This is a genomic window from Actinocrinis sp., from assembly GCF_035653575.1.
GTDB lineage: Bacteria > Actinomycetota > Actinomycetes > Streptomycetales > Catenulisporaceae > Actinocrinis.
On the sequence record NZ_DASRBQ010000127.1, the window covers coordinates 18,418 to 34,527 of the forward strand.

General features: G+C 68.9%; 14 protein-coding genes. 7 read left to right on the top strand and 7 right to left on the bottom strand.

What is annotated here, in order from left to right; translation table 11 throughout:
• Positions 1-59: 59 nt before the first annotated feature.
• Positions 60-1,088, bottom strand: coding sequence for an NlpC/P60 family protein (locus VFA06_RS18475; RefSeq protein WP_324841862.1), 1,029 nt, complete (start codon positions 1,086-1,088; stop codon positions 60-62).
• A 270-nt stretch (positions 1,089-1,358) separates the two neighbouring features.
• Between VFA06_RS18475 and VFA06_RS18480 the strand changes: the two genes are divergently transcribed.
• From VFA06_RS18480 to VFA06_RS18500, 5 genes are all read left to right on the top strand, one after another.
• The gene (locus VFA06_RS18480; RefSeq protein WP_211464882.1) at positions 1,359-1,667 is read left to right on the top strand and encodes a hypothetical protein; all 309 of its coding nucleotides are present in this window, start codon (positions 1,359-1,361) and stop codon (positions 1,665-1,667) included.
• Positions 1,668-1,960: 293 nt separating this feature from the next.
• Positions 1,961-2,794 carry a hypothetical protein gene (locus tag VFA06_RS18485; RefSeq protein WP_324841863.1) on the top strand — a complete coding sequence of 278 codons (834 nt, stop codon included), beginning with the start codon at positions 1,961-1,963 and terminating at the stop codon, positions 2,792-2,794.
• A 4-nt stretch (positions 2,795-2,798) separates the two neighbouring features.
• Positions 2,799-4,130, top strand: coding sequence for a hypothetical protein (locus tag VFA06_RS18490; RefSeq protein WP_324841864.1), 1,332 nt, complete (start codon positions 2,799-2,801; stop codon positions 4,128-4,130).
• On the top strand, positions 4,121-5,650 hold the full coding sequence (locus VFA06_RS18495; protein WP_414639931.1) for an SCO6880 family protein: 1,530 nt from the start codon (positions 4,121-4,123) through the stop codon (positions 5,648-5,650). Before VFA06_RS18490 ends, VFA06_RS18495 begins: the two co-directional genes overlap by 10 nt.
• A gap of 3 nt (positions 5,651-5,653) precedes the next feature.
• Complete coding sequence (locus VFA06_RS18500; protein WP_324841866.1) at positions 5,654-7,336, top strand: ATP-binding protein; 1,683 nt, start codon at positions 5,654-5,656, stop codon at positions 7,334-7,336.
• Between the two features lie 314 nt (positions 7,337-7,650).
• Here VFA06_RS18500 and VFA06_RS18505 read toward each other — a convergent pair whose 3' ends face one another.
• From VFA06_RS18505 to VFA06_RS18530, 6 genes are all read right to left on the bottom strand, one after another.
• Entirely contained in the window at positions 7,651-7,839 is a 189-nt protein-coding gene (locus VFA06_RS18505; protein ID WP_324841867.1) for a hypothetical protein, read from the bottom strand.
• Positions 7,840-7,987: 148 nt separating this feature from the next.
• The gene (locus tag VFA06_RS18510; RefSeq protein WP_324841868.1) at positions 7,988-9,001 is read right to left on the bottom strand and encodes an NUDIX hydrolase; all 1,014 of its coding nucleotides are present in this window, start codon (positions 8,999-9,001) and stop codon (positions 7,988-7,990) included.
• Positions 9,002-9,013: 12 nt separating this feature from the next.
• On the bottom strand, positions 9,014-10,066 hold the full coding sequence (locus VFA06_RS18515) for a CHAD domain-containing protein (protein WP_324841869.1): 1,053 nt from the start codon (positions 10,064-10,066) through the stop codon (positions 9,014-9,016).
• A gap of 151 nt (positions 10,067-10,217) precedes the next feature.
• Positions 10,218-12,350 carry an RNA degradosome polyphosphate kinase gene (locus VFA06_RS18520; RefSeq protein WP_324841870.1) on the bottom strand — a complete coding sequence of 711 codons (2,133 nt, stop codon included), beginning with the start codon at positions 12,348-12,350 and terminating at the stop codon, positions 10,218-10,220.
• A gap of 115 nt (positions 12,351-12,465) precedes the next feature.
• Complete coding sequence (mshD, locus tag VFA06_RS18525) at positions 12,466-13,404, bottom strand: mycothiol synthase (protein ID WP_324841871.1); 939 nt, start codon at positions 13,402-13,404, stop codon at positions 12,466-12,468.
• A gap of 37 nt (positions 13,405-13,441) precedes the next feature.
• Entirely contained in the window at positions 13,442-14,149 is a 708-nt protein-coding gene (locus VFA06_RS18530) for a response regulator transcription factor (protein ID WP_324841872.1), read from the bottom strand.
• Positions 14,150-14,533: 384 nt separating this feature from the next.
• Between VFA06_RS18530 and VFA06_RS18535 the strand changes: the two genes are divergently transcribed.
• Positions 14,534-14,806, top strand: coding sequence for a MoaD/ThiS family protein (locus VFA06_RS18535; RefSeq protein WP_324841873.1), 273 nt, complete (start codon positions 14,534-14,536; stop codon positions 14,804-14,806).
• 11 nt (positions 14,807-14,817) lie between these two features.
• Positions 14,818-16,089 (top strand): hypothetical protein, encoded by a 1,272-nt coding sequence (locus tag VFA06_RS18540; protein WP_324841874.1) that lies wholly within the window; start codon positions 14,818-14,820, stop codon positions 16,087-16,089.
• Positions 16,090-16,110 lie beyond the last annotated feature (21 nt).

Below are 16,110 nucleotides of genomic sequence, written 5' to 3' on the forward strand. Positions count from 1 at the left end.
AGCGCGCGAGCAGGGCACGCATTCGTCCGTATAAGCGGCATTCGCGACGGTGCGGGCCCTCAGGACGTAGCGCCGGCCGCACCTGTCGTGCTCTGACCCACCGGCCACTGCGGTACCTGCGCGTAGGGGCGTACCGCGCCGATGTAGCCGCCGAAGTTGTCGACCGGGTCGAAGCGGATCGTCGCGCCGGTGTGCGGCGCGTCGATCATCGCATCGCCGCCGACGTAGATGCCCACGTGATGAATCGTCGACGGATCGTTCACGTCATAGGCGAAGAAGACCAGGTCACCGGGGCGCAGCTGGTTGCGCGGCACGTGCGGGCCGGCATACCACTGGTCCGCCGCGACACGTGGGATCTTCACGCCGACGCTCGCGTACGCGGCCTGAGTCAGGCCGGAGCAGTCGAACTCGCCGTGCTCTGCGACGGTGCCGGTACCGCCCCACAAGTACGGAGTACCGAGCCGGTCGTATGCGAAGGCGATCGCACGGACCGCGACGTCGCTCGTCGCGACGGTGCCAGAGGGCGCGCTGAACGCCTTCTCCAGAATACGGATATTCTTCACATAGTTTTGCGTTTCGGCGATCGCGGGCACGCCACCGGCCGCGAGAACCGCGCCGGGACCCGCGTTGTACGCCGCGAGCATGTTGTCGATCTGGTCACCCGGCGTCTTCGCGACCTGCCTGGCCAGCGCGCAGTCGTAGCGGGCCGCGGCCGGGATCGCGTCGGCCGGATTGAAGATGTCCTGCTTGCCGTCGCCATCGTGCGGCGACGACCAGTTCGGCCAGGTGCCCGGCATGAACTGGGCGATGCCTTCCGCGCCCGCGGGCGAGACCGCCTTGGGGTCGAACGCGCTCTCCTGGTAGAGCTGCGCGGCCAGCAGTGGCGCGCTCAGCTGGGAGCACGTCGTTCCCGCGCTCTCAATCAGGGACGCATACGCGGCGGGCACCGTACCGGTCGCCAGCGAGGCCTGCGCCGCCTGGAGTTCCGAGCCGCTGACGCCTACCGCGACCATCGCTACCGCACCGACGATCAGGAAGGGAACCAGCAGCGTGCCTGTCAGGATCCAGATCCAACGGCGTCCTGGCATCGCGCTTGCCTCCCCTCCACATCGTGCCGCAAAGCGCCCAGGTCGTTCAGGCTGGCGCGTCCCAGGTACAGGCGCGGCGGCGAGCCCTATGATAGGTGCGGTGGTGATGGCGCGTCAGTCTTCGCACTTCAGAACCACGTGCTCCTGTTCGAGTTCACAAAACACCCCCATACTGGCAACACTGGACGACAACGACCGACCCGAGGACCCCGGGGGTGCAGCGTGCTGACTCTCCTTACGACACTGCCCGCCCACGCCGAGTGGCACACACTGCTGCCTGCGGCCAGCGGCGGGAACATCAATACGATCATCGGGGGGATTGCTCCGGACTGGGGCCCCTTCGGCAAGGTCGGCCAACAGGCCCGCGTGATGATCGAGGTCATCATGGCCGCGGCCATCCTGCTCTGCCTCGGCATCGCGATCTGGGGCGCGGCCAAGCAGCGCATCGGCGCGACCGCGTTGCGCGACTCCTTCAGCGCGGAGCAGGGCAAGGGCCTGATCGTGGCCGGGCTCACCGGCGTCTTCATCATCGGCTCGCTTGGCACGCTGTTCACCATCGTCTACGGCATGGCGATCTGACTCGTGACTAAGGCGGCGGCGCGGCGAGTGGCGCCGGGGTGGGCGGCGCACGCGAAGGACCACCTGCGGGCCCGAGCGCGATGCGCTCAGATCGGCCCGAGGACCAGCACGGGGATCGGCCCAAGAATCGGCCCCGGTATCGGTTCAGGGTCCCAACGGCTGACGCGCGGCGCCTCTTTGGCGTGTACGGCGGTTCAACCGGTGCCGGTTCCGGTGACACTGGTTTCCATATCCAGTAGGGGTGAGGCCTGATGGCCCGCCCCTGGAGCCGAGCCGATCGAGGGTCATACGCATTGGACACTGCGCAGAGCACGCCCGAAGCGCGCACGCGTGTCAAGTTGCCGCCCGACCCCTACCGGGACGACGAGCCGAGGCCAGGCCGCGGCCGCCGGCCGCTCGTCCTGTTGGCCGCGCTGGTCGCCCTGGTCGCCGCCATCACGATCGTCAACCGCAGCACCCATCACTCGGGTGGCTCACCGACGGCCGACCAGTCCTCCGGGGCTTCCAACGCGTCGAACCCCGCCACGAACCCCGCCGGCCCGGTGACCTCACAGTTCGACAGCAGCGGCCTGCCCGGCAACACCGCCGACGGCGTGCCGATCGGGTACCCACACACCGCGAGGGGCGCTGAGTCGGCCGCGGCCAACTACGTCGTCGCGTACTCGTCCTCGGCGATGATCAACCCGACCGAGCGGCACAAGCTGATCGACGCGATCGCGGACCCGGCCATAGCGTCCGACCTGCAGACCCAACTCGACACGGCGTACACGCAGGTCGACAACAGCCTGGGATTGTCCGCGGACGGTGTACCGCCCTCCGGGCAGACCTTCGTGCAGCGAAGCGCCCCGGTCGGCGTGACTCTGGTCAAGAGCAGCAGCAACGACGCGACCGTCTCGGTCTGGACCGTTACCCTCTCCGGCCTGGCGGGTCAGGGGTCGACGCACCCGGTCGTCGAGAACTGGTCGACGATCACCGTCACCCTGCGCTGGACCGGGGGCGACTGGAAGTGGGTCTCGTTCGCCTCCACTGATGGCCCGGTGCCGACCAGCGGCCAGCAGGTCGTCTCCGGCGGCCAGGATCTGCAGAAGGCAGTCAACCAGTTCGGGGGGTTGCGCTATGCCCGCTAGCTCGATGATCCACACGGCCGGCGACGCCTGCGCGCTGCTGTCCGGCTCGCTGAAACAGGCCTGCGAGAACACCCGCACCCTGGTCGGCGGGGGCTCCGGCGGCACCAACAGCAACGCCAACGGAGGCGGGGGCACCGGCGGCGCCTCGACCGCCTCGCTGCTCTCCGACCCGGTCGGCTCGATCGCGCACGACTGCGCACAGGCGGCCGCCTCGGTCATCAAGGCGGTCTCCGGGGTGGTCGACGGCGTCACCAACGTCGACTTCACCAACTCGGGGTTCCTCACCCAGTACGCGATCGTGTTCGCCGCCTCCGCGATCCTGACCGTGGTGCTGTGGCTGCTCGCGGTGGTGAAGCGGGCCGTGCACGGCGAGTCGATCGTGACGGCGCTGTCCCAGGCCACCGGCTACCTCTGGCTCGCCGTCGGCGCGTCCGCGTTCACGCCGGTGATCCTCTACGGCATGGTCCGGGTGACCGACTCGGTGACCAGCGCGATCGGCTCGGGCACCGCGAAGGACACGAACAACTTCCTGACCTCCTTCGCCAACACCCTCGATCCGCCGAACGGGCAGACCGCGAACCTCGGCGGCGGTCCGATCCTGCTGATCTTCATCTCCATCATCGCCATGATCGCCGCCGCGGTGCTCTGGGTCGAGCTGCTGATCCGGGCCGCGATGCTGTACGTCGGCGCCGCTCTGGCCGCTGCCGTCTACGCGGGCCTGGTGGACAAGTCCCTCTGGCACCACATCAGGCGCTGGGCCGGAATGATGATCGCAGTGGACCTCGCCAAACCGGTGATCGTCATCGTGCTCGGATTAGCCACCGCCATCTCCGGCGGCAACACCGGCCAGGGTTCCTTCGGCTCGGTGCTCTCCGGCCTGGCCATCATGCTGCTCTCGATCTTCGCCTCCGGTCTGATCTTCCGCTTCGTGCCGAACTTCGGCGACGACATGCTCGCCATCAACAGCGCCCGCGGCGCCGATGCCCCGGCCGAAGCCGCGGCGGGTTCGATGGACGGCCCGGCCTCGCGGATGCGGCAGGGCATCGCCGCGCACGCCGGCCGCAGCGGCAGCCCGATCGGCGCCAACCCGATGGCCGGCCCGGCCGTCGCAGCCCTGGGCATGACCGCAGGTGTCGCGGCACACGGTGCGCGCGCGGCCGTACGGCTTACGACCACGCGTGGCGCGGGTTCAGGTGGCGGAACACCACCGGTGCCGCCTCCGCCCTCCCCGCCGCCGCCCGCGCCCGTGTTGCCGCGCGACGGTGGGGGACGCGGTGCGGATGCGGTACGAGGTGCCCGCGGCGCTGCTGACGGTGGACGCGGAGGATCGGCGTGACGGCAGAGGGCTTCGAACGCCGTCGCTCGTTCCTGATCGGCAAGGCCAAGCCGAACGCGATCGTCGGGCGCAACCGGGAGACCGGCGAACTGGCCGTGCTCGTGGTCGCCTGCGCGCTGGCGATGATCGCGGCCTTCGTGGTTCCCACCCTCTTCCTCAAGATTCTGATGATCATCGGGCTGCCGGCCGCCGGCGCAGCGGTGATCTTCATGCCGTACCGCAAGCGCACGCTGTACCGCTGGTTCGAGATTGACCGCAGCTACCGGCGCCTGCTGCGTTCCGGCAGCGCGCGGTACGCCTCGGCCGCAGTCGAGGCGGGGACCCGGCTCGGCGGCCTGGAACTGCCGATCCCGACCCCGCCCGGCATCGGCCGGGTGCGCTGGCTGACCGCCAACTTCGGCCCGGACAAGCTCGCGGTGCTGATGCACCTGGACCGCAGCATGGTCACCTGCACGCTGGAGATCGAGGGACCCGGCGTCGGGTCCCGCGACGCCGAGGACCAAGAGGCGCTGGTCGACCGGTTCGGCACACTGCTGCGGCACGTGGCCAACGGCGACGGCTTCGTGACCCGGCTTCAGATGCTCGCCCGCACCTTGCCGGCCGATCCGGACGCGCATGCCAAGGACGTGCTCAAGCGCGGCAATCCCGAGGCGGCACAGTGGCTGCGTGACTCGTACGACCATCTGCTCTCGATGGTCTCCACGTCCAGCGAGCAGCACCGCGCGTACCTCACCGCGTCGATGCCCTACACCCGCGAGCTAGCCAACGAGGCGCGAGTGATGGCCGGAGGTGCGGACGCCGACCACGGCCTCTGCGTCATCATGGTGCGTGAACTGACCGACATCTGCGCACGGCTGGCCGACGCCGACATAAAGGTACGCAGGCCGCTGGACGTGCCCGCGCTCTCCTCCCTCGTGCACTCCATGTACGACCCCGAGCACCCGATCGACCACACGGACGCGATGGGTGAACGCGATGCCTGGCCGGCCGAGTTCGACGGTTCCTCGCCGCTGTTCCTGCGCGCCAAGACCCGCGAGTCGGCCACCAGCGAGCCGTGGTGCCACGCCACCGCCTGGATCCGCGAGTGGCCGCTGACGCCCGTGACGGTCAACTTCCTCGCGCCGCTGCTGGTCCACACGCCGGATGTCATCCGCACGGTCGCGGTGACCATGGACCTGGAGCCGACCGAGGTCGCGATCGAGCGGATGCTGACCGAGAAGGTGAACGTCGACGCCGAGGACCGCCGCCAGGCCAAGCTCGGCCGGATCGACGACCCGCGCGAGCGAGCCCACTCCTCCCGCGTCGACCTGCGCGGCGAGGACCTGGCCGCGGGCGCGGCCGGGGTGAACCTGGTCGGCTACATCACCGTCTCCTCGCGCTCGCCGGAGGCGCTGTCCAGGGACAAGCGCACGATTCGCGCGTCCGCGGGCAAGTCCTTCCTCAAGCTCGAATGGTGCGACCGGGAACACCACCGCGCCTTCCTCAATACCTTGCCATTCGCAACCGGCGTGCGGAGGTAGCCGATGGCCCGCGGAAGCCTGACCGACCTGCTTGCCGAAGCCTTCACCACGGTGCTCTTCGGCAAGAAGGAGACTGCCCGGCTGCCGGTGCGCACCTCGACCAACCAGGCCGAGGCCATCTACCTGCCGACCGCCGCCCCCGGGCTCGGCGACTCCGGTGTGATCATCGGTCGCGAGGTCTACAGCGGCAAGGGCTACATCTACGACCCGTTCCAGCTCTACGGCCAGCAGCTGCCCGCCCCGCACTGGCTGGTCCTCGGCGAGTCCGGCAACGGCAAGTCCTCGCTGGAAAAGACCTACGTGCTACGCCAGCTGCGGTTCAAGGACCGCCAGGTAGTCGTCCTGGACGCGCAGGGCGAGGACGGCGTCGGCGAGTGGAACCGGATAGCCGAGGCGATGGGGGTCACCCCGATCCGGCTCGACCCGCACCACCGCAGCGGCTCCGGGGTCCGGCTCAATCCGCTCGACCCCGCGATCACCCTCACCGGCCAGCTGGCGCTGCTGCGCACCATCATCGAGGTCGCACTCGGGCATCCGCTGGACGAGCGATCCGGTTACGCGCTCAAGGCCGCACACGCCACCGTGCGTGCCGACTCGCTGCGCGCCGGTGAGCAGCCGATCCTGCACGACATCGTCGAGGCGCTGCGCGAACCGAAGCCCGTGGCGGCCGAGGAGATGAACGTCGGGATCGACGAGGTGCGCGACTGGGGCCTGGACGTGGCGCTGGTGCTCGACCGCCTCGTCGACGGCGACTTGGCCGGCATGTTCGATGGCCCGACCACCACAGGCATCGACCTGGACTCCCCGCTGATCGTCTTCGACCTTTCCACGATCGACCGCAACTCCATCGCCATGCCGATCCTGATGGCGATCGTCGGGGTCTGGCTGGAGCACACCTGGATCAGGCCGGACCGCATCAAGCGCATCTTCCTGGTCGAAGAGGCCTGGCACATCATCAACTCGCCGAGCGTCGCGCAGCTGTTCCAGCGGCTGCTCAAGTTCGGCCGCCGGCTCGGCCTCTCGTTCGTCGCGGTCGTCCACCACCTCTCCGACGTGGTGGACGGAGCAGCCGCCAAGGAGGCCGCGGCAATCCTGAAGATGGCCTCCACCAGGACGATCTACATGCAAAAGTCGGACGAGGCACGCGCCACCGGCCGGGTCCTCGGCCTGCCGCGATGGGCAGTGGAGATCATCCCCACGCTCTCGCCGGGCATCGCGGTCTGGGACGTCAACGGCGACGTGCAGGTGGTCAAGCACATCGTCACCGAGTACGAGCGCCCGCTGGTATACACGGACCGCGCGATGACCGAATCCTCGGCGGCCGCGGCCGGGGAAGACGACGCAGGCGAAGACGAGCTGCCCCTGGCGTTCATCGAGCGCAAGGCCCTCCCCGCCGGACGCGCCAATTCCCGCCGCCCGGCCGGCGCGCTCATGCCCGCCGGCGGCATCGGTGGCGACGGCAGCGGCGGTCGCAGTGGCGGCAGCAGTGGCAGTGGCAGCAACAGCGGCAGCGGTGGTGGTGGCAGGAGCATCGCGGCCGATGGGAGCGGCGGCAACGGCAACAACGGCGAAGGTGGCCACGGAAGGCACTCGGGCCCGCGTGCGCCAGAGGACCCGGACCTCACGGCCATCGCGGCTGCCGTTTTCGGCCCGCGCGCGAGCAACCCGAGCCAGGCACCCAAGTAACCTCGTCCAGATCCGTAGGAGTCGACGCAATCCAGGTCAAACGCGTCGGCTCCGTCCGGATTTGTAGTAACGCGAGCAGCCCGGATCGTACGCGCAAGCAATCTCCACCGGCTCGTAGCAGTTGACGCAGTCCGGTTCGAACTCGTCAGCTCCGCCCAGGCTGCAGCGGGCAACCCGGATCGGACGCCCCCAACGGAGCTCCCCGGGCTGTCCCCACTCGGCTTCGTGGGTTCATCCGATTACCTGAACCGATAATCGGAAGGTCGGACTGTGTGCTAGGCGTTGGTGGTCGGTCCGCGCGCGGATGGCGGCCGTCAGTCCGTGCGCTTCTCGCAGGGCCAGGTGCGGCCGCACAGGCAGTAGTCGGGCCCGTTCGCGATGGCAACCAGGCCGTGCAGCGCGTGCAGCGTCTCGGCCGGCGCGCGGTACGCGTCCGTGGTCTGCGGCGCGGCGCAGGTCTCCGTGGTCGAGCGTTTGCCGTCATACAGGACTGTGCCGGGCATGCGGACTCCTGAAGCAGTAGCTGCGACATGCGGTCTCAGTCAGTCCAACGAGCAACCATTGTTCCCGTCACGGTATTCACGACCGATCATCTGACGAGTACTCAGTACCACCACGTATCCACGCCAATGCCCGATCGCGCCCCGAATGTCATGGCTTTAACCGGTCTACCGCGACCAGGCGCGGCGCTTCTTCCTCGCCTCGTTCAGGGGTCACGTGCAGGATCCAGGCGCGGCCCGGCTTAAGCCGCCCGCCGCTTCGATCCGCGCCGAGCAGCCGGTCAACCTGCCGCTTTGACCACGCTCGGCCGTTCATCGACCGAGGCGCCGCCTGCTCCTCGGCGGCCTCATCGAGCACCGCCGCCAGCATGCTGTCGAGCACTTCCCGGTGCGAGCAAACCAGCGCAGGCTCGCCCTTCCTGATCAGGGCACGCAGCCATGACGCGGCTGCCGCGGGATCGGCCGCGTGTGCCTCTTCAGAGAGCGTCGGCTCGGTATTTATGATCGTCTGCTGTTTTCGTGCGAACGGCCGAACCGTGTCGACGCATCGCACTGCCGGCGATGTGATGACCTGCAATGCTCCGAAGCACGGCAGCACCGTGGACAGGATTTCCGATTGCCAGTGCCCCGTCGCCGCGAGTGGTCTGATCTGATCGTCGGGGTATTCCGGGCCTCGCTTTTCGGCCGTGCCGTGGCGCAGGAGCACGATCGGCACCGTGTCGACCCTCGCGCGCATGAAGGAAGCGAGCACGGTCGCGTCGAGCGGTCTGGTCAGGCGATCCAGCGCTGCTTGCGGTCGCAGCCAGTCGATCTGGTCCACCTCGTGGTTGGGCTGGAACGCGGCGTCCTCGTCGCTCTCCGGCAGCGCCCGGCCCGCCCAGTACCGCACCCGCTTGGTTCCACCGAGGACGCGGTAACTGATCGACGGCAGTCTGCGGCCGAGCACCACCCGCCGCCCGGTCTCCTCGAAGACCTCGCGCACCGCGGTGAGCACCGTGTGCTCACCTTGATCGACCTTTCCCTTCGGCAGCGACCAGTCGTCGTAGCGGGGACGGTGGATCACCGCCACCTCAAGGCCGGTCGGCCCCGGGCGCCACAACACAGCCCCGGCAGCGTGCACCGGTTTACCCGAGGTGACAGCCGGGCGGGAGTGCGACAGTGCCATCGCCTTGAGTCGTTACCCTTCCAGCCACGCGCGCAGACCAGGGTCTGCGGCCTGACGCCACACCGTGGGGAAAGCCAGCCGAGAGCGCAGGATCGCGGCGCGCGATTCGCCGAGCAGCCGACCGAGCACGAAACCCGTCGGCGCGGCTATGCGTGGTGTCCGCGCGGCGCGTATCAGGACGGCCGACGCAACGCTCGCGTCTTGCTGAGCGCCGAGTTCCTCCGTGATCACAGCCATCGCCTCCGCAAGCTGCGCAGCAGGCTGCCCAGCCACCGCCACACACACCTCGGCCGCATAGCGACAGCGCTTGGCGGCGATACGCAGGCGATGCCATAGCTCGTCGGTCGGATCGTCTACCAGGAGTTCCTTCGCATTCTGCTTGCGCGGGTCCGGCAGCGCTGCGACTCGGCGTTCGACCACCGAGAAAGAGTGCGCGACAAGCGGGTAGAGCACCTCGGGCGCCGGCGAGCGCGCCTCCGGCTTACTCGGCATCGTCTCGGGAGCGATCGCCAACTGATCCGCAAGCGCGTGGAACCGCGGCCCGGCAAGCGCCGCGAGAGTCGCCTCGTGAGCCACTGCGTATTCGCGATGCAGCATTCGATCAAGCAGCGTTCGGGCTCGTACCGCACCCGACGACTCGTCAGCCAATCCGTCGAGTGCCTTGAGCAGTTGCGCGCGGACCACCTCGACATCCCGCTCCGGCGAGACGATCTGGGTGAACTCGGCGATCCGCGCCGCCAGCTGGTCCGCCCATTCGCCGTCCATAAGGGGACGATATGTCCGCAGCAGCGACCGGGAGCGACGGCACGCGACACGAATCCGGTGCGACGCCTCCGGCTTGCCGTCGCGCAGCCGCGGTAGCTGGGTCAGGAACGCGGTGCTCTGGGCGCTGAGGTAGCCGCGCAGCACGTCGAGAGCTGCCGGGACGGGATGAACCGCCCCGGCCGGAGGATGCGCGGCTGCAGCCCCCTCCGGCTGCTCCTCGATGCTCTGCTCGCCCGGCCGCTGTGCAGCCCGCTCGCCTCGCTGCGCGCCGACGCGCTGTGCCGCTTGCGCTTCAGTCATCAAGACCCCCGCTGAGTCGCCGCCTGAGTGCATTGCCTGGCTGCGCCGCGTACCGCACACGCCTGCTGTGCGTGCCTCGATGCGGCGTCTCCCCCTCTGACGTGCCACCCCACCCGCGTTGTGTGCTCCTCAGCCGCCCCGAGCGCACCAGTCAGCCCATCCTTGCCCGTCGCGCCGCGAGCAGCTGGTTACGCGACTCGATGAAGGATTCTTGGATGTCACGCAGCGGCAGGCCGTCCGGCGGCACCCGGCGGGTCCAGTCACCCAGCGGGCCCAGCTCCCAACAGGCCGCGTCCTCCTCGAAGACCGTGTCGATCATCCTCGACAGCTCGCGCCGGTGCGCCGGATCGGTCAGCTGCACCAGGGCCTCGACCCGCCGGTCCAGGTTGCGGTGCATCATGTCGGCCGATCCGATCCACACCTCCGGCGGCTCGCCGACGACGCGGCCGGCCGGCGACGCGGGGGCCTCCTGCCCGAACACGAAGATCCGCGAGTGCTCCAGGAACCGGCCCAGCACACTGCGGACTCTGATGTTCTCGGACAGCCCCGGCACGCCCGGGCGCAGCGCACACATCCCGCGCACCACGACGTCGATCTTCACGCCCGCCTGTGAGGCCTCGTAGAGCGCGTCGATGATCGCCTCGTCCACCAGCGAGTTCATCTTCATCCGGATCCGCGCGGACTTGGCGGCCCCGCGGCGGCCGGCCGCCATCTTCTCCCGCTCCCGGTCGATCCGCTCGATCAGCGCCTCGCGCAGCCCGTTCGGCGCGGTCAGCAGGCGGCGGTAGGAGATCGTGCGCGAGTAGCCGGAGAGCCGGTTGAACAGGTGCGTAAGGTCCTCGCCGACCTGCGGGTCCGCGGTCAGTAGGCCCAGGTCCTCGTACTGGCGCGCCGTCTTCGGGTTGTAGTTACCGGTGCCGATGTGCGCGTAACGCCGTAGCCGGTTGCCCTCAAGTCGGATGACCAGCGCAGCCTTGCAGTGCGTCTTGAGACCCATCAGGCCGTACACGACATGGCAACCGGCCTGTTCGAGCTTGCGCGCCCAGACGATGTTGGCGTGCTCGTCGAACCTGGCTTTGATCTCGACGAGGACCAGCACCTCCTTGCCGGCCTCCGCCGCATCGATCAGCGCGTCCACGATCGGCGAGTCACCGCTGGTGCGGTACAGCGTCATCTTGATCGCACGCACGTCCGGGTCGTCCGCGGCCTGCTCGAGGAAAGCCTGGACCGAGGTGGTGAACGAGTCGTACGGATGGTGCAGCAGGATGTCGCGCTGTCGCATCGCCGCGAACACGTCGATCGCGGAGTTCGTCTCGTAGTCGGCTAGATCCCGGTGCAGCGCGGTGGCGAACGGCGGGAACTTCAGCTCCGGCCGGTCCTCGTCGGCGATGGTGAACAAGCCGGTGAGATCCAGCGGCGCGGGCAGCCGGAACACCTCGTTGTCGTTCACGCCCAGCTCGCGCACCAGCAGTTCGAGCACCGTCGGGTCGATGGTCTCCTCGACCTCGAGCCGCACTGGCGGGCCGAACCTGCGCCGCACCAGCTCCCGCTCCAGCGTCTCCAGCAGGCTCTGCGACTCGTCGCCCTCGACCTCGACGTCCTCGTTCCTGGTGACCCGGAAGGTGTGGTGGCCGAGCACCTCCATGCCGTTGAACAGGTGCGGCAGGTGCACCGCTATCAGCTCTTCCAGCGGCATGAACCGGCCGTCGCTCACCTCCACGAAGCGCGGCAGCAGCGGCGGCACCTTGACGCGCGCGAAGTGCTCGTTACCGGTGACCGGGTTACGCACCAGCACGGCGAGGTTAAGCGACAGCCCGGAGATGTACGGGAACGGGTGCGCCGGGTCCACGGCCAGCGGCGTGAGTACCGGGAAGATCCGCTCGCGAAAGAGCGCGTAAAGCTGTTCCTGCTGCGTCGCGTCGAGGTCGCCCCAGCGCAGGATCTCGATGCCCTGCTGCACCAGTTCCGGGCGCAACTGCTCCTGGAAGATCTGCGCATGCTTGGTCATCAGTACGCGGGTCTCGGCCCAGATCCGCTGCAGCACCTCGCGGTGGGTGAAACCGGAGGCGGTCGACCCGGCGGCGCCGGTGGCGATGCGGCGCTTGAGCCCGGCCACCCGGACCATGAAGAACTCGTCGAGGTTGTTGGCGAAGATCGCGGCGAACTTGGCCCGCTCCAGCAGCGGCACCTCCTTGTCCTCGGCCAGCTCGAGTACCCGGCTGTTGAACTGGAGCCAGGAGGATTCGCGGTCGAGGAAGCGGGGGAGGTCGGCGGCCGGTTCCATGATCCAAACTCTCGCACGTAAAGGTGAACTGCGGGTGTCGAGCGGAGGGACACCGGGCGACCGAACCAGGGCTCACAATCCCGGTTTGGGGCGGTGGAGGCGAGTGGGAAGAGTGCTACGCCGCCAAGCCGCGCCGTTCGTACATGGTGTCCACGGCCCGATTGCCGAAGCCTAGGGACAGGTACAACCGTACGGCCAGTGTGTTGTCGCCATCTACATACAAGATGACGTTTTCTAGTCCTGATTGCGCCAAATGCTGTAATCCGACCAGGGCGAGCAGTCGGCCGAGCCCGCGCCGCCCGGACTGCGGATCCACGCCGAGCACGTAAATCTCGCCGACCCGGCCCGCGCCGTAGGCCCCCGCCGGATGCACCTTGGTCCAGTGGAAGCCGATCAGCCCTTCGGCGGAACGGGCGAGGAAGAAGCCGGCCGGATCGAACCACGGCTCGGCCTCGCGTTCGGCGAGATCGTTTCGCGTCCATGACCCCTGTTCCGGGTGGTGCGCGAAGGCGCGGGCGTTGAGTGCCAGCCACGCGTCCTCGTCCTCGCCTGGCCGGAAGGTGTCCACTTTGACGCCCTCGGGCGGCTGCGGCGGCGTCAGGTCGGGTGCCGAGGCACCGCCCAACTTCAGCTCCATCAGCCGCAGTTCGCGGACCGCGGTCAAGCCGAGCCGCGCGGCGAACTGTTCGGTGCCGGGCAGGCTGCCGTGCGCCCAGACGTGCAACATCCCTGCGGTATCGGCGAGCGCGGCCTCGATGAGCGAGCGACCGATCCCGCGCCGCCGTGAGTCCGGCGCGACGCACAGCTCCGCGGTCCGGCTCTGGTCTGCATCGGGCGGCGCCAGGTACAGATAGCCGACGAGCCTCCCGCCTTCGTAACGGGTGAAATGCGGCTCGTCCAGGCCATCGTGGAGCAGCGCGAGGCGACCACTCTCGGAGATCGGCGAGACGCCATCGGCTTCGGTTACCGCACGTATCAGCGCTAACGCCTCGGCTCGATGAGCCTCGGTGAAGCGTGTGGCTGTGCCTTGTGGCCCCTCGTTCGTCTCTGTCACATCGTCAGGTTATGCGCGACCCCGGCTGCGTACAGCTTCAGACGCGTACAGCCTCGCGGTCCGAGCGCTTCTCCGGGTTGACGAACCGGTACCCGACGTTCCGCACCGTACCGATCAGCTGCTCGTGCTCCGCGCCGAGCTTCGCGCGCAGGCGTCGCACGTGGACGTCCACGGTGCGTGTGCCGCCGAAGTAGTCATAGCCCCAGACCTCCTGGAGCAGCTGCGCCCGCGTGAACACCCGGCCGGGGTGCTGCGCCAGGTACTTAAGCAGCTCGAACTCCTTGAACGTCAGGTCCAGCACCCGGTTGCGCAGCCGCGCGGTGTACGTGGCCTCGTCGATCGTCAGGTCGCCGTTGCGGATCTCCAGCGGCAGGTCCTCGGTGCCCGCAGCGGCGGCGAGGCGGCCGACCGCGAGCCGGATGCGGGCCTCGACCTCGGCCGGCCCGGCGGTGTCCAGCAGCACGTCGTCCACGCCCCACTCGGCGGTGACCGCAGCCAGTCCGCCCTCCGTGGTGATCAGCAGCATCGGGCAGTCGAGGCCGGTGGTGCGCAGCACCCGGCACAGCGATCGGGTCGCGGGCAGCTCGCGGCGGCCGTCGACCAGAAGCACGTCTGCGGGCGCAGTGTCCATGAGCGCGGACGCCTCGGCCGGCGCCACGCGCACCGTGTGCAGCAGGAGGCCGAGCGCGGGGAGCACTTCTGCTGAAGGAGCAAGAGCGTTGGTCAACAGGAGGAGGGTGGCCATGGGTGGTGCTCCTTCCGCCGTGCCGCGCGGGTGCCGGATAGGTGGTTGCGTTAACACGACGGAGTTCATCGTGTTTCGGCAACCGTGCCGGCGCCCGCACTGCAGAGCCGACTAGTGAGGCGTGTGTAACGTGCTCGTAAAAAACACGAAGGATCCAGTGGCCTCATCGCCCGGATCCTCTGCACGCAGGATAGCCGACATGGACGGGGTATGTCTGCGGGGTGACGAACCTTTCTCGCTTCGTTATCGCGCACGTGTCGCGCTAGGGGGCGTGAACAGGTTGCTTGACCCGCCGACGCGCACGAACGCATCCGCGTGTGACTAACACCGCCACCCGGGTACCGTTGCTCTGGCGCACGCCGAAACAGGGAGGGAGTGAAGCCGGTGCAAGCAACGGGCACGGCGACCCTGCGTTACTGGGCCGCCGCGCGTGAGGCCGCGGGTACCTCTGAGGAGCAGACACGCGCGGGCACGCTCGGCGCGGCCCTCTCCGCCGCGGTGGCCGAACGCGGAGCCGCGGGCGACCGGCTGGCCAGGGTGCTCCAGCGCTGCTCCTTCCTGGTCGACGGGCAGCAGGTCGGCAAGCGCGACCCGGAGTCGGTCCGCCTCGATCCCGGCGCCGTTGTCGAGATCCTGCCCCCGTTCGCGGGGGGATGAGCCGACCCGCCATGAGTTACGGCTATGAGTACGAGGGCCACGAAGGCTACGACGGCGCAGGCGAGCAACCGCCCTCAGAAGGGCGCGGTCGGCGTCGCAGACCTGCGCAGGAACCCGAACCAGCACTTCCGCAGCCTCAGCCTGCGTACTACGACGCACAGTGGGAACAATCCGGCCTCGGCTGGGACCCGCAGGTGTGGAACAAGGCGCAGCGTGAGCAATACCCGCCCGATCAATACGCGCCTGATCAATACGCCCAGGACCAGCATGCCCAGGACCAATACTCAGCGGATGAGTACGCGTCAGATCGGTACACGTCCGATCAGGAACCGTATTACGAGGCGAACTCTGATTACCGCGAATCTGATTACTACGCTCAAGATCAGCGTGCGGCCGTCGCGGTAGACGCCGCGGATCTTGAAACCGATTTCGAACCTCTCTCCGAATCCGCGGTATCTCAATACCCGCCACGTGAATCTGCGCCCGAATTCGCGCCCTCCGCCGAAGAAAATCGCGGCCCCGTCACGTCTGGCGAGAAATCTTCCGCGACCCCGGGCCAGGGAGCTTTCGGTGCGGCCGGCCTCGCCGTCGTCACCGGCATAACCGCACTCGTCGCCACCCCCGTGCTCGCGATCGTGGTCGGGCTCAGTCAGATCGGTGTCGCCGTCGGCTGGCTGCGCACGGTCGGCACGCCCAACGCGCGCCGCACCACAGTCTTCGTCGCGGCGATCGGATTGGCCGCCGCGGCGCTCGCGTACCGACTTGTCCCGGACCGGGCGCCGGCCGCGATGGGCGCAGCGCTCGGCGTCGGCTTCATCTTCCTCGCGGCAGATCAGCTGTTTCGCAAGGACACGGGCGCCGGTCGGCACCGCAGTGAAGCGCTCGCCGCTGCGGTAACCGGTGCGGCGTTCACCGTGCTGCCCGCCGGGTACCTCGTCGCGCAGCGGCAGGACTCGGCGCTCGCCGGGGCGTGCGCGCTCGCGGCGGCCGTGGCGGTCCTCTGCTCCGCGCTCGTCGGCGGCGGCGCGAAGCCGATCGGGATCGCGGCAGGCGTCGTAGCGGCCACGGCTCTTGGTGCGCTGACCGCAGTCACCCTCAGCGCCTCGGCCGGAGCCAAGGGCGGCGCGCTCGGCGGGCTCATCTCAGGGCTCTTCGCGGTGATCGGCGCGCGCACGGCGGACCGGCTCGGCAGCGAGGGCGGCGACGTGCGTATCAGCGCTCAGGCACTCCCGGTCGCGTACTCGGCCATCGGAGCGGTGATCGCGGCGCAAGTGCTGCGCTGAGCGTGCCTCCCGCCTCACTCT

Coding starts and splice junctions, on each gene's coding strand:
- VFA06_RS18530 (WP_324841872.1), bottom strand. CDS start 14,149: ATGGCCACCCTCCTCCTGTTGACCAACGCTCTTGCTCCTTCAGCAGAA.
- VFA06_RS18510 (WP_324841868.1), bottom strand. CDS start 9,001: ATGGCACTGTCGCACTCCCGCCCGGCTGTCACCTCGGGTAAACCGGTG.
- VFA06_RS18520 (WP_324841870.1), bottom strand. CDS start 12,350: ATGGAACCGGCCGCCGACCTCCCCCGCTTCCTCGACCGCGAATCCTCC.
- VFA06_RS18475 (WP_324841862.1), bottom strand. CDS start 1,088: ATGCCAGGACGCCGTTGGATCTGGATCCTGACAGGCACGCTGCTGGTT.
- VFA06_RS18515 (WP_324841869.1), bottom strand. CDS start 10,066: ATGACTGAAGCGCAAGCGGCACAGCGCGTCGGCGCGCAGCGAGGCGAG.
- VFA06_RS18505 (WP_324841867.1), bottom strand. CDS start 7,839: ATGCCCGGCACAGTCCTGTATGACGGCAAACGCTCGACCACGGAGACC.
- VFA06_RS18540 (WP_324841874.1), top strand. CDS start 14,818: ATGAGTTACGGCTATGAGTACGAGGGCCACGAAGGCTACGACGGCGCA.
- VFA06_RS18490 (WP_324841864.1), top strand. CDS start 2,799: ATGATCCACACGGCCGGCGACGCCTGCGCGCTGCTGTCCGGCTCGCTG.
- VFA06_RS18500 (WP_324841866.1), top strand. CDS start 5,654: ATGGCCCGCGGAAGCCTGACCGACCTGCTTGCCGAAGCCTTCACCACG.